The organism is Paenibacillus sp. GSMTC-2017 (assembly GCF_016019935.1).
Taxonomy (GTDB): domain Bacteria; phylum Bacillota; class Bacilli; order Paenibacillales; family Paenibacillaceae; genus Pristimantibacillus.
In genome coordinates, this window is record NZ_JAECMT010000002.1 from 626,058 (window position 1) to 639,341 (window position 13,284).

The following is a 13,284-nucleotide window of genomic DNA, read 5'->3' on the forward strand; positions in this document are numbered from 1 at the left end:
TCGTTTAACCCTATAGTTTATAGACGTTAGCCGCTTGAGCGCCGCGATTGCCATCTGTTATGTCAAATTCAACCGCTTGACCTTCTTCTAATGCTTTAAAACCATCACCTTGAATAGCAGAGTAATGAACGAATACGTCTTCCCCGCCCTCGACTTGAATAAATCCATAGCCTTTTTCTGCGTTAAACCATCTTACTGTACCTTTCAACGTTCACAACCTCCTAAAATTAACCGCCGTATAAAAACGACGAGTAGCATCATTATACAGATACGTTTTACGAAATTCAATTTCAGTAAAATCGTGTATATTTTAGGATTTCTTTTGGATATGCAAATAATGTTTAGATCCTGGAATAAAGGGAAGTTGTGACTCTTTTTGTTCTACAATTCCACCTTCTTCACTGATGATCCCGATAAGTTCATCGAGACGTTCATATGGCTGGAACTGAAGTGTTGTCAATGGATATATACGAATGTGGCCATTCGGTTTAATAATGCGTAACATTTCTCTAATAGATTGTAGATGAAAAGCAAAATCAAATTGTGCTCCATATAAGAACATAAAATGGCTACACATTATGTTGGAAAAAGTATTATTTTCAAAAGGAAGCTCTGGGAGCTTTCCATCTATATAATGTTGGCCCGAACCTACGAGACCTACATGTTCAGCAAATTTGTTTAATGCACTTATGCGACCTCTACGATGAAGATCAACGGAACCGTAATAACTCCAGTCGAAATGCTCCTTTAATGCTTCAATCTTAGCAGTTGACGTTTCGATTTCCTGACGCGCTTCAGATACTAACTTCACAACATCCGCACCATATCTTGGATCGACGGCAAATGCCTCATAGCCACGTTTTCTTGCCTCAGCTGTAAACGATGATCCTCCCCCAGCAATATCCAATATTGCTCCTTGCGCAAGGTCATCTTCAGTTAAACGAAACATACAAAGATAATCATCATAACTCCTACAGGTCATAGCCACTCCGACTTGCTCATACTGTGGTTTTTCCATTTAAACCCTCTCCTCGTCTCATCTCGTCTCATCAACACTCTACTCGTCTCGTAATTCTCATTGCAATTATGCACTTCAACTATGTAGCCTAAAAACGGTTGTTATTGATTACCGTCTCCATAATGGCTATCATGTTAACTATACTATAAATCAAATATCTAAAGGTGGCTATCCCAAATGTTCAAGAAACATCAAATTTACAAAATCGACAATTACAATATGCTGACTGTAGTGGTACAAGGCAAAACACTAATCGTCAGAGAAATATCGGATCAATGGGGCGAAGATTGTCATACTTTCGTAAGCCGTCAAGAAATGTTGCATTGGGCAAAAAATCGTTACCGTGCAGAAGAATTTGTTGGGCGCGAAGATGAATTAGCTGAAATAATGCACAACTTAAAAGAGGTTTAAACCGATACCTACATGCGGATAGATATTTTATCGTGCTACTTCCGTTTCGAGTGAAGGATTTGAAGCATGGAATAGCGAACATATCGATTAAGCTCTTCGCATAGTTAACGATAGGAGGCTGTTTACAATTATGGATGCTACAACTTCCATTATCTTTATAATCGCAGCGTTTTCACTAGGCGCAATTCTCGTTATGAAGCGTGACACATTACCACCTAAATTGAAGCGTGGAATGGCTCTTGTATCGATCTTGCTAATTGCATTTTCCTTTTTCCTCATCGTATATTCCTTATTCACGATGGGTTCTGGGAATTCTTAGCATGTAAGAATAATTTTCTCCTTCCTCGGACATAGTAGCGACAAACTATGTTTGAGAGGAGAAGCTTGGATGAAATGGCTATCTCTACTTTTGGCAATTACGCTTACGCAAGGTGTTGTCACCAATCAAGAGTTGGTCAATCTTGTTAGGCAGAAGCAATCAATCTTATCCATACCTAGGAGGAATACGATGAGTCAATTACCAAAACGTTCAGAAACACCAGCCGAGCATCGCTGGAAACTGGAGGACCTGTTTCCATCCCAAGCTGCGTGGGATAAAGAATATGCATCTGCTAAAAAGTTAATTAAAAAAGCTGCTGATTATCAAGGAAAACTAAATAATGCAGCACAGCTTAAAGCTTGTTTCGAATTAGAGGATGAGCTTTCGCTTCATGTTGAACGTCTTTATGTATTTGCAAATATGCGTCATCATGAAGATACTGCAGAACCTGGATTCCAAGCATTATCTGATAAGTCCAAGAAATTAAGTGTAGAGACTGGTGAAGCATTGTCGTTCGTTACACCGGAAGTGCTTAGTCTTACAGACGACGAATTAGATGCCATGATCAAAGATGATTCATTATCGAAATACCGTCATACATTGGAGGAAATGCGTCGTCAAAAAGCACATGTCCTTTCCAAAAATGAAGAAGCATTGCTCGCTCAAGTTGGCAATATCAGTACCGCGCCAAATACGATTTTCGGAATGTTGAACAACGCAGATTTAAAATTCCCAAAAGTGAAAAATGAAGCTGGCGAAGAAGTTGAACTAACACATGGCCGCTACATTCAATTTTTGGAAAGCAAAAACCGCGACGTTCGAAAAGACGCTTTTACAGCGGTTTACGATACATATGGCAAGTTAAAAAATACGTTAGCATCAACATTAAACGCTAACATTACGAAAAATACGTTTTATGCAAAAGCACGTAAATACGACTCTACTCTTGGCATGTCGCTATATGGTGATAATATTCCAAAAGAAGTGTATACGAACTTAATCGATACGATCCATAAACATCTACCACTAATGCACAGATATATGGAACTGCGCAGAAAGTTGCTAGGTGTAGATGAGCTCCATATGTACGATTTGTTTGCTCCACTAGTTGAAGAGTTCGATATGGAAATTAGCTTCGAGGAATCGAAAAAGATTATTCATGAGAGCTTAAAGCCACTAGGCGAAGACTATTTGAATGTGCTGCAAGACGGATTTAACAATGGTTGGATCGATGTATATGAAAATGAAGGTAAACGTAGTGGCGCATATAGTTGGGGAGCGTTCGGTACACATCCATATGTGTTATTGAATCACCAAAACAACTTAAACAGCATGTTTACGTTGACACATGAAATGGGTCACGCGCTGCATTCGTATTACTCAGATACGACACAAAATTATCGTGATGCGCAATACACAATCTTCTTGGCTGAAGTAGCATCTACATTGAATGAAGCCCTTCTGATGGATCACTTGTTAGGAAAATCAACAGATGTGAAGGAAAAGATGTACCTTCTCACTTATTATGCTGATCAATTCCGTACAACTGTTTTCCGTCAAACGATGTTTGCGGAGTTCGAGAAGATCATCCACGAACGCGCAGAAGCAGGCGAGTCGCTTACTCCACAGGAGTTAAGTAAAATCTATTATGATCTTAACGTTCAATACTATGGCCCTGGAATGGTTGTCGATAAAGATATCGAGATGGAATGGGCTCGTATCCCACATTTCTACAACAGTTTCTATGTGTACAAATACGCAACTGGCTTCTCAGCTGCAACCAGCTTCTCCAAACAAATATTGGAGGAAGGTGCCCCTGCTGTAGATCGTTACCTCGGCTTCCTTAAGAGCGGCGGCAGCGACTTCTCCATTAATATTTTGAAGAAGGCCGGTGTTGATATGTCCTCCCCTGAACCAATCGAACAAGCGATGAGCGTATTCGAAGAGCTTATTGGACAGATGGAGCAGTTGACTAACAAGTAGTAACTAGGCAAATGCTGTATTAACTAGTTCAATATTTAGCATGTAAAATGGCGCTTCTCAACTGTAGATAAATCTACTGATGAGTGAGCGCCATCTTTTTGTGCTTAACCAAATATTGCAACATTATTTATTTTATTTCCGTCACTTAGAATGCAAAGGGTAGTTAATTTGACTTATCCCTCATATTAATTATTATATTCCCAGTCGTTCTTGTAGCTGAGTCATAATTAAGTAGAAAGTAGTATAAAAATCCAATAGGTTCACTTTGTATTTAAAAAATGATAATTGGATTGATTGATTAAATTGCATAACAAATTTCACAATAATAAATAAAAATAGGACAGTCCCATTCAATTGAGACTGCCCTATTTACTATACGAAACATGATTTAAGAAAACTTAGATAAATACGTACTAGTTACTTATATAAAGACTAGAATAATAAGCCGATGCACCAGCCAAGCAGTCCGGCGAAGATCGACGACAGGAGGTTTACCCTGTCGTTGTTCAGCGCGGCGAAGCCGCGCACATGCCGTGCCGCGCTGCCGCAATGCGCGGCGCGCTCCGTCTCGCTGCCGCATACTTGGCAGCGGAACATAGCCTGGCCCGTTGCGCCGAGCAGAGAATCGGCGAAGGCACCGGCCAGGCCGGCGACAGCCGCAGCGACGATAAACGCCGTCGCTGCGGCTGCGCCGCTAAGGCCCGCTGCAATGCCATCGGCTTGCTGCGGTACCGTTAGCAGCAGCGCGGCAACGGCGCCGATGAACACGGCGCCTGCGAGCGCTGCTGCACTGCCGAGCGGCGTAACTCCGCCGCTCGTGCCAGGCTCTACACGCTTGCCGCTCGTTATAGCTCGCGGCGCTGAACGACTTAAAGCACCAATTTCGGTTGCCCAAGTGTCCGCGTTCACAGAAGCCATTACACCAATGTACGCGAACAACCATCCTTCATTCGGCCAAATGGCATTCGCTACACAAATGAGTAGTCCCACACCGCCATTAGCCCACACTTGCCCTGCGTCTCTCCTGCTCGTCTTCTCATACTTCGCTTCCGCATCTGCTTTTGCCTTCGATCTCCGTTTCCACTTTGACCAGAATGACGAAGAAATAAAAAAAGCGACTAATACGCCGAACCAAACAGGTTCACCTAATGTAATAAAACCTGTTCCCATTACAATAGCCGACCAAGCACCCGATGCTGATAAAGAACGTGAACGATAAGCAAGTATTGCAGCAAGCGAACTTCCTACTAATCCAGCAATCAGTCTTAACCACCATTCATCTATTAAACCGACCAATTGTTTTCACCAAACCTTCCTACAGTCAGAACTTATCAACCTTCATTTATTAGCTATTTTGTTAGCTTTCTGAACAAATCAGATAACGTCCGCATAGCCGTGTTCGGATTCATCGCATCTCGCCATCGATCAGGGTAGTTCGTACAAATTAGAAGATTGGCATCTAGAGAAGCAGTTTTACGAATTGCTTTTTTCTCATTAATTGTCCATGCCATTGTTTCAATCCCAGCAGCATTAAGTTCTTCGATCCGCGCTTTGTTTAACCTTGGGAAACCGATCGATAGAAAATCTGATTCCATCTCATCCAGTTCCTTCGTTAATGTATTGCGCCATCCGTCCAATATAAGTCCGGTACGAACTTGCTTTGAAAGCTTACGAACACGCTGAAGTGTTCCACTATGAAACGAGGTTAGAACAACATCTTTTGTTGCCCCATATGCATAAATCCGCTCTAATACCTTTTCTTCAATCTGTGGGTAACGACCATCCGTTTTCAATTCGATATTAAGCTTACACCGACCTTCATATTCCCTTAGAACGTTATCTAACGTTGGTATCGATTCTCCTTGATATTTCTGCGAAAACCAATTCCCCGCATCTAGCGAAGCAAGCTCAGTTGCTGTCCATTTTCTAACTTCTCCACGACCATTTGTTGTTCTTCTTAATGTATAATCGTGGATAACTACTGGTACTCCATCTTTAGAGAGTTGAACATCAATTTCAACCCAATCAATATCAGGTGCTTCGAACGCCAAACGCAATGCTGACATCGTATTTTCCGGTGCGCGGCTAGACCAGCCTCTATGGGCAACGCACGGATTTCTCATTGTCCGACCTTCCTTCACTTTGCATATGTACAACCTTATCTGTAACAGCAATTATTTTTCAACAATTGAACCATCTTCTTCAAGCTTTACGCCAAATGATATCGATGTCAAACGATCAAGTAGCGCCTTAGCTTCTTCACCCTCTAACGGAGTAGGTTGAACTTCTGTAACTTTCATCGGATAAAACGATAGTTCACAATCACCCTTTTTGCTGCAAGCTGCATCAAGTACTCCCGTTTCGGCAAGGGCGTCTTTCGGATAATTAGTGAATACAAAATTACCCAAACTATAAGCAATCCATTTTCCTTTATACTTTTCAAAACCTTGAAGGACGTGCGGATGACTGCCTATTACGAGGTCAGCCCCTGCATCGATATAAATACGTGCATTATTTTTTTGGTAAGGCTCGGGCATATCTGCACCCATTACACCCCAATGCACCATCAATACGACGATATCAGCTTTTTCCTTCGCACTTTTTATCGCTTTAACCGTACGAGTCGTTTCATACGTTTCTGCAATACCTGCAACATTCCGATCAGCTTTCTGCTCGGCAAAAGGGATCACGTTACTTACACCGATATAAGCAACCTTGATACCATTAACTTCCTTAATGACCGGTGCAAATGCTTCTGTATCGTTATTTCCGGTTCCCATATGGCTTATACCAGCTTCATCCAGATGAGTCATCGTATCAACCATACCTTCTACTCCTTGATCGAGTGCATGGTTGTTCGCTAAACTAAATACGTCAAAACCAGCATCTCGGAGGGCGGGCAATGCCTCCGGTAATCCTTTATATACATATTTGTTCCCTACTAGAGGTGTTCCTCGTTTTGTTATCGGAAGCTCTAAATTGCCAGCAAGCAAATCAGGCTCACTTAAATACAGCATAGCTTTTTCATATGGAAATCCGTATCCGTGTTGCGTCATAAAAGGTGTCACGTATTCTCCAGGCAACAAATCACCTACAAATGATAAGCTAATCCGCTCATCTGAGCCACTGTTTGTTTCTTCATCCACAATGACAGCATCCGTTTGTATAGGTTCGACTGTCGTCTTTTCTTCCCCAGTAGCTACTTCACCAGACTCTTCCCCACCCGATTTAGGCTCGTCCGTTGCTTCTGGAACAACGTCAACTTTACCAGTAGTTCCATTCTTATTACCTTTTACTCCAGCTTCATTCGTTATAGATCCACGATTATCGTTATTTCCGATAAAAGGAATCCAACTTTTAATACTGTTATCTTTCGTAAAAACTAACAATGTCCCTACTATTATAATGACAACACCAAATAAAATGAGTATTAAACTGAGTCTATTACGGAACTGCTTTTTTCTTTTCGCTTTTTCATACTGACGAGAATCCGATCTGGATAATGACATTGAAAGACTCCTTTACCTGATAAACTTTCATTCAGAAAAGCTAGACTTTCCCATTATACCTTCTCTACTCCCTTATGCGTAGTTATTATTGTCCTATTATTTCTCCGCAAATATTGCTTCAGCCGCTTCTTTTCCCTGTCTGATGCAATCCGGTAGTCCAACACCGTCGAATGCAGCACCAGTAACCCATACGCCTGGTAGTTGTTCCTGTAATCTGGTACGGAAAGAATGCATATTCTCAACATGTCCCACAGGATATTGAGGCATGGAATGGTTTAATCGCGTTATTTCTGTAAACAATGGTTCTGCAGTAATTCCCATCGTCTCCCGAATATCTTGCCTCACTGCCGCTACTAACTTATCATCTGGGAGTTTAATACTTTCTTGATCTTCCGAATGACCAACATAACACCGAAGTAACACCTTATCATCAGGGCTCGTGTGAAGCCATTTGCTTGAAGTCCACGTACATGCCGTTATATGAAGACCTTCAGAACGAGGTACAACAAATCCCGATCCATCGAATGCTAAGCCAAATGTACTCTTATCAAAAGCCATAACGACATTCGCTACTGACACGTAGCGAATATTACGAAGCTCAGAACATTCTGCTAATGGCTCAATTAGATTCGCCGCAGCAAACGCAGGAGCAGTCATTACGATCCGATCAGCAAGTAGACGCTCACCATTTTCCAAAACGACTGCGTATCCATTTACCTCTCGCTTCAAATGAGTTGCATTCACACCTAATCGTCTTTCCACACCACTAAGCGCCCGGTCAAGCCCTGCAACAAGTGTGGATAAACCACCCTTAAACGTTAGAAATGTGCTTCCCGGTGCACTGGAAGATGCGGCAGCTAATTTCCGATTGTGCTGCATCCCCTTTATTAAACTGCCGAACTTCCGCTCGGACTCAGCAAATTGAGGAAAAGTCGCTTTTAAGCTCAGCTTCTTCAAGTCTCCTGCATAAATGCCTGCAAGTAGAGGTTCAGCAATTCTCCTCATAACTTCTGTGCCAACTCTGCGTTCAAGAAAACCACCTAATGATTCATCGTCCTGGGTGGATTTAGATGGCAGTACTAGATCAAGCAACGCTCGTAGCTTCCCACCCCAAGTAAGTAAGCCTGTCATTGCGAAAGGACCAATTTCTGTAGGAATACCAAGGACAAGCCCCGGAGGCATCGCAAATAACTTTCTTTTATGCATAATATATGTTTTTTTGGCTGCTGGATTTGTTGCTGTAAGTTCAGCCTCTAGACCAAGTTCCTTGGCGAGTTCGATTATAGCTAGCTTTCGAGCTAAGAATGAATCTGGACCTTTCTCAATAACAAAGCCATCACGCTTAAGTGTATTGATCTTTCCACCTAGTGTTGGTGCGCCATCTACAATTGTAAGATGCACCTTCCGGCCTAGTCGCTCCGCTTCTCGTTGCAAATAAAAAGCGGAGCTCAGTCCGCTGATCCCCCCGCCAATAATGACAATTCGATCAATCGTTTCTGTACTCCGCATCGTATTCATTCCTCTCCAGTCACGATCAACGCATCTATGATCGATTCAGCCAATGTTTCCATATATAGTGGATCTTTGTTAAGCATAGCAATACGCTCAAGTGTCATACCTAGCTTCTGCGCTTCTGCCTTCGCTTCGATATCAAGATCATAAAGGACTTCCAAATGATCAGATACAAAACCTACAGGTGCTACCAATACAGCTTTTACACCTTCTTGCTGAAGTACTGCTAACGTTTCCAAAATATCTGGACCTAGCCAAGGTTCTTTCGTCCGCCCAGCACTTTGCCAAGTAAATTGCCAATCCGTTACGCCAGCTGCTTTCGCTATCGCTGCAGATGTTTCCATCAATTGTTTTTCGTAAGGATCTCCAATTTCTCTAATACGTTCCGGTAAACTATGAGCACTGAACAGAACTTTTACTTGTTGTTCTCCTTCAGTTGCTTCCGCAAGTACCTTTATCCCATTCTGCACTCGCTCAGTCAATGCTTTAAGCAACTTTGGATGTAGATGATAACTTTCTACAAACGACATTTCAATGCCAAGCTCACTTGCCTTTTCCTTAGCTCTCTTGATGTAACTGCCAACACTCATCGACGAGTAATGTGGTGCAAGTACGATGCCAACTGCACGGATAATGCCATCTTGCGCCATCGTTTCTACGCCTTCTTCGATATAAGGTTTAGCATGTTTGAGCCCTTGATAACACACGTATTGTCCAGGTGCCAATTGTTCTAGCTTGTCTTGTAAACCTGCTACTTGCCCGTTTGTATTTTCCCTTAGAGGAAATACACCTCCAACAATAGCGTCATAACGATCCGTTAGTTCTGTAAGTTGCTCTGTAGTTGGCGGATGACCACGTCTAATATGTGTATAGTAAGTTTCAACATCGGACATGGATTCAGGTGTGCCATATGACATCACCAACACGCCAATTTTACTTGTACGATCAGACATTACTAGTCGCTCCCTTACTTTGTGCTTTAATTGCTTTCTCCGAGTACGTATGGACAAAGGCTGTTAGTTCTGCCAACTTCTCTAATGAAGCTTCTGGGAATAGACCATGCCCTAAATTAAAGATAAAACCTGGCTCTGTTATGCCTTGATCAATAATCTCAGCAGCATAAGATTCAATAACGCTCATAGGTGCTGTTAAAATAGTAGGATCAAGATTACCTTGAACCGCAAATTTGTGATTTAATCTTCTGCGACCTTCTGGAATCGATACACGCCAATCTAAGCCAATAACATCTGCTTTCAGAGAATGAAGCTCAGGCAACAATTCGCCAGAACTTACCCCAGGGAAATAAATTTTCGGCTGTTGTAAGTCAGACAGTTCATCGAATATTCTTTCGATCGTTGGAAGTACAAATTGTTTGAAGTCAGCAGGTGCGAGCGCGCCAACCCAACTATCGAACAATTGGAAAGCCTTCCCTCCATTCGCTACATGTGCACGCAAATAAGTGATAACCATATCACCAAGCTTGCGCATAAGCTCATGCCATACTTTCGGCTCACTATACATAAGTGCTTTTGTGCGCAAATAATTTTTGGAAGGTCTTCCTTCAATCAAATAACTAGCGATTGTAAATGGTGCACCAGCAAACGTTATAAGCGGTACTTCAAGCTCGCGGTCCAATATACGAATCGTTTCCAAAACATGTCCCAAATCGCCTTCAACATCGATTGGCTTCAATCTCTCAACATCTGCCGCTGTTCGAATTGGATTATGAATAACAGGTCCTACGTTAGCTACAATATCAAAGTCGATACCAATTGAAGCTACCGGGTTCATTATATCGGAATATAGAATTGCAGCATCTACGCCAAGCTTACGCACAGGCATTAACGTTACTTCTGCTGCTAATTCTGGTTGCTTGCAAATTTCAAGTAAAGAATATTTTTCTTTTATTTTACGATAATCAGGATCATAACGTCCTGCTTGCCGCATATACCATACTGGCACACGATCTACCTGTTCCTTTTGGCTTGCGCGTATGAAACGATCGTTATAAGACATTCCATTTCCCCATCTCTATGTAATATCATCTGCTACCATTATGCCCCTTTTCTTGCACCCTAACAACTGCTCTAAACCTGTCTCCTATGACAATAGTATGACAATACCAATCACGTTGCATGAAGATCAAATTAAATAGACAGGAACAATGTCCTGTCTGCTCGTTAATGTTAATTACTCTACTTTTCATCCTTAGATTTAAACAATTGTTCATATTGAGCAAAAACATATGTACGCACCTCGATATCAACTACGTATATAGGCTTATTTGCATTAATGTTTTCTTCCTTTAACAGGTCAGGATATTCAGATTCGACTTGCTCTTTTGTCTTATGAACAACTACCCATTTTAAATTTTGATACAGTCTATTAAATTCATGTAATTCATGGACATAAGATAATACTTCATCTCGGTTCCCAACAATTTTTACATTAAATACGGGTTCTAACATTTTTTCCGCTGGTGGCGATGCGTTAGCATCAGCTTGAGGCTCTACTGTATTTCCAGTGGCCTCGATTCCAATTTGACTTACATAACCGATGTAAACCTTCGATATTTCAGCAATTTCAAAAAAATCGAGTAGTATGTCCGAATCTTTTCGTTCGAAAGGAACTCTAGCTTGTAATTTCCCAATATCGAGATCTGACAATGTTTCCAAAGTACGAGTTTCCTTTAATTTGTTGAGCTCCTCAGTATTGGTTGTAAACAATAATTGATTTTCTGCAAGAGCACGTTTCTGCGGTAAAGTAATGATGAGCAACATAGCTACATTAAAAATAATGAATAAAGCAACAAGGACGATCAATATCGTTTGCTTCGTACTTAACTCTGCTCCAGCTAGAAGGTTTTTTCGTTCAAACTTTATCACGATTGTTTACCTCCAGCTGGCTCTAAACTAATGACGAGCTTTAATTTATGAATCTCTTTTTTCGTATTTGGTTTGCCTGCTGATTCTCCATTTACGCTCGTATAAGCTGTTTCAAGCTTGATATTTTTAAGTCTATTGTCATCTTCCAATTTTTTCATATAAAGAACTAAACTGGTATACTCCTGAAAATCAAGCTCTATCGTTATTTCCCTTCCTTCATCAGCGGTTATTTGTTTAATCAAATCATTTGATCCGAGTGGCCCAACAACAGCAGATATGTAAGGTAACCAATTCGTCCGATTATTTTCAATCCGTTCTACAAATGCATTTGCTTCATTGTAAGCATTAATTTTCGCTAATAAAGTGCCGTTCACTTTTAAATCAATAATTTGTTTATCCATTTCTTTTAGGGATCGGCTTAAAACTGCTGACTCGCCTCTCCAATTCGAACCTAGAACCCATTGTGCAACTATTAAAACAACTGTAAGTAGTAGTACAAGAATCAATATAAATCCTTTAGATTCACGAACTACTTTTCTCTTAGGTGGCAATAAATTAATGCTTTGAATAGTTCCCATCACTTAACACCCCTTAATGCTAGGCCAAGCGCTACCGTGTATGCTGAGATGTCCCATCGACTTTTATCCCCATCGACCGGAAGATCGTCCCATTGTACTTTATTTACTTGAGGGGTTAATCCATCTTGCATCATATTTGCTAGGTGATCCATACTTACTTTTGGAAGATCACCACATAACATGATGTTCTGAAATGTTTGTTCGCTCTTACCAAGTGAATAATAATAAAAGTTCATTAGTCTATCGATCTCTTCAATTAAATCTTGAGCAGCATTAGTAAATAGTTGCTTTGGCTCTATGTAATTATCTAGCCAATCATTACCTTGTTTAACTTCGTTGCTTAACATTAATTGAAAAGGTACCTCAACTGTTCTTGCTAATCGTATACCGCCATTATCAACAATCGTTACTTCACTACTTAACTGACTTACATAAACGATAAGGAAACAATTAGGTAACTGCTCCCCATAACTTTGGGTTAATAATCGTAATAACGAAAACGGTTTAATTTCAAAGCTGATAGGTTTAAGCTTTATATTCTCGAACATATCCGCATATTCACGCAAAATAGTAGTGGATGCTGCTACTACGAGTACTTCAGATAGATTTTCATTTTCATTTTCTTTGTTGGGTTCCTCTACTGCCTTCGAGATTGTACCAGGAAGCTTAACGAAGTCATAATAAGGATCTTCAAATGCTAATCGAAGATTGTTTTTCATTTCGAAATGTACGAGCTTCTTCAGCTCCACATGGGATAGATCAGGGAGCTTTAACGTACGAACCATTACATTGGGACTTGGTATAGAGAAATGAATGTGATTCGTCAGAAATTTATTTTCTTTCAATAACTTATCTATTGTGCTCCCAAGCTCTTGTGAATCGACTAATCGTCCATCCGAAATTGTTCCTTCTTTAATCGGACAACTAGCGTATCGGACCACATTATTGCTGCCTTTTCCATCAGTAAGCAACTCACAAGCTTTAACTTCTTTTTCTGTCAATTCAATCCCGATACTGAGTTGTTTACCTGCTAAACTACGCAACAATGATTTTAACAATGAGATCCCCC

General features: G+C 40.9%; 14 protein-coding genes. 3 read left to right on the top strand and 11 right to left on the bottom strand.

What is annotated here, in order from left to right; genetic code table 11:
* Nucleotides 1-10: 10 nt before the first annotated feature.
* Both I6N90_RS10375 and I6N90_RS10380 read right to left on the bottom strand, forming a co-directional pair.
* A complete protein-coding gene (locus I6N90_RS10375) occupies nucleotides 11-208 on the bottom strand; it encodes a cold shock domain-containing protein (RefSeq protein WP_197935435.1) in 198 nt (65 codons plus the stop codon).
* 102 nt (nucleotides 209-310) lie between these two features.
* A complete protein-coding gene (locus I6N90_RS10380; RefSeq protein ID WP_197935436.1) occupies nucleotides 311-1,018 on the bottom strand; it encodes a class I SAM-dependent methyltransferase in 708 nt (235 codons plus the stop codon).
* Between the two features lie 177 nt (nucleotides 1,019-1,195).
* Between I6N90_RS10380 and I6N90_RS10385 the strand changes: the two genes are divergently transcribed.
* From I6N90_RS10385 to pepF, 3 genes are all read left to right on the top strand, one after another.
* Nucleotides 1,196-1,429 (top strand): hypothetical protein, encoded by a 234-nt coding sequence (locus tag I6N90_RS10385; protein ID WP_197935437.1) that lies wholly within the window; start codon nucleotides 1,196-1,198, stop codon nucleotides 1,427-1,429.
* A gap of 130 nt (nucleotides 1,430-1,559) precedes the next feature.
* Nucleotides 1,560-1,748: a hypothetical protein gene (locus tag I6N90_RS10390; RefSeq protein WP_197935438.1), complete on the top strand. Its 189-nt coding sequence runs from the start codon at nucleotides 1,560-1,562 to the stop codon at nucleotides 1,746-1,748.
* Nucleotides 1,749-1,937: 189 nt separating this feature from the next.
* Entirely contained in the window at nucleotides 1,938-3,731 is a 1,794-nt protein-coding gene (gene pepF / locus I6N90_RS10395) for an oligoendopeptidase F (RefSeq protein ID WP_197935861.1), read from the top strand.
* A gap of 432 nt (nucleotides 3,732-4,163) precedes the next feature.
* Here pepF and I6N90_RS10400 read toward each other — a convergent pair whose 3' ends face one another.
* From I6N90_RS10400 to pilM, 9 genes are all read right to left on the bottom strand, one after another.
* Nucleotides 4,164-5,027, bottom strand: coding sequence for a DUF92 domain-containing protein (locus I6N90_RS10400; protein WP_197935439.1), 864 nt, complete (start codon nucleotides 5,025-5,027; stop codon nucleotides 4,164-4,166).
* 53 nt (nucleotides 5,028-5,080) lie between these two features.
* Nucleotides 5,081-5,854, bottom strand: coding sequence for a glycerophosphodiester phosphodiesterase (locus I6N90_RS10405; RefSeq protein ID WP_197935440.1), 774 nt, complete (start codon nucleotides 5,852-5,854; stop codon nucleotides 5,081-5,083).
* 51 nt (nucleotides 5,855-5,905) lie between these two features.
* Entirely contained in the window at nucleotides 5,906-7,240 is a 1,335-nt protein-coding gene (locus tag I6N90_RS10410) for a CapA family protein (protein ID WP_197935441.1), read from the bottom strand.
* Nucleotides 7,241-7,336: 96 nt separating this feature from the next.
* A complete protein-coding gene (gene hemG / locus I6N90_RS10415; RefSeq protein ID WP_197935442.1) occupies nucleotides 7,337-8,749 on the bottom strand; it encodes a protoporphyrinogen oxidase in 1,413 nt (470 codons plus the stop codon).
* Between the two features lie 5 nt (nucleotides 8,750-8,754).
* Nucleotides 8,755-9,705 (bottom strand): ferrochelatase, encoded by a 951-nt coding sequence (gene hemH / locus I6N90_RS10420; RefSeq protein WP_197935443.1) that lies wholly within the window; start codon nucleotides 9,703-9,705, stop codon nucleotides 8,755-8,757.
* Nucleotides 9,698-10,768, bottom strand: coding sequence for a uroporphyrinogen decarboxylase (gene hemE, locus I6N90_RS10425; protein ID WP_197935444.1), 1,071 nt, complete (start codon nucleotides 10,766-10,768; stop codon nucleotides 9,698-9,700). Before hemE ends, hemH begins: the two co-directional genes overlap by 8 nt.
* A gap of 179 nt (nucleotides 10,769-10,947) precedes the next feature.
* Nucleotides 10,948-11,637: a hypothetical protein gene (locus I6N90_RS10430; RefSeq protein ID WP_197935445.1), complete on the bottom strand. Its 690-nt coding sequence runs from the start codon at nucleotides 11,635-11,637 to the stop codon at nucleotides 10,948-10,950.
* On the bottom strand, nucleotides 11,634-12,215 hold the full coding sequence (locus tag I6N90_RS10435; protein ID WP_197935446.1) for a hypothetical protein: 582 nt from the start codon (nucleotides 12,213-12,215) through the stop codon (nucleotides 11,634-11,636). Before I6N90_RS10435 ends, I6N90_RS10430 begins: the two co-directional genes overlap by 4 nt.
* Entirely contained in the window at nucleotides 12,215-13,273 is a 1,059-nt protein-coding gene (pilM, locus tag I6N90_RS10440) for a type IV pilus biogenesis protein PilM (RefSeq protein ID WP_197935447.1), read from the bottom strand. Before pilM ends, I6N90_RS10435 begins: the two co-directional genes overlap by 1 nt.
* Between the last annotated feature and the right edge of the window lie 11 nt (nucleotides 13,274-13,284).

Bases quoted from the DNA above. Each gene is read 5' to 3' on its own strand.
- I6N90_RS10385 (WP_197935437.1), top strand. From the start codon at position 1,196: ATGTTCAAGAAACATCAAATTTACAAAATCGACAATTACAATATGCTG.
- I6N90_RS10410 (WP_197935441.1), bottom strand. From the start codon at position 7,240: ATGTCATTATCCAGATCGGATTCTCGTCAGTATGAAAAAGCGAAAAGA.
- hemH (WP_197935443.1), bottom strand. From the start codon at position 9,705: ATGTCTGATCGTACAAGTAAAATTGGCGTGTTGGTGATGTCATATGGC.
- I6N90_RS10435 (WP_197935446.1), bottom strand. From the start codon at position 12,215: ATGGGAACTATTCAAAGCATTAATTTATTGCCACCTAAGAGAAAAGTA.
- hemE (WP_197935444.1), bottom strand. From the start codon at position 10,768: ATGTCTTATAACGATCGTTTCATACGCGCAAGCCAAAAGGAACAGGTA.
- I6N90_RS10390 (WP_197935438.1), top strand. From the start codon at position 1,560: ATGGATGCTACAACTTCCATTATCTTTATAATCGCAGCGTTTTCACTA.
- hemG (WP_197935442.1), bottom strand. From the start codon at position 8,749: ATGCGGAGTACAGAAACGATTGATCGAATTGTCATTATTGGCGGGGGG.
- pepF (WP_197935861.1), top strand. From the start codon at position 1,938: ATGAGTCAATTACCAAAACGTTCAGAAACACCAGCCGAGCATCGCTGG.
- I6N90_RS10405 (WP_197935440.1), bottom strand. From the start codon at position 5,854: ATGAGAAATCCGTGCGTTGCCCATAGAGGCTGGTCTAGCCGCGCACCG.
- I6N90_RS10380 (WP_197935436.1), bottom strand. From the start codon at position 1,018: ATGGAAAAACCACAGTATGAGCAAGTCGGAGTGGCTATGACCTGTAGG.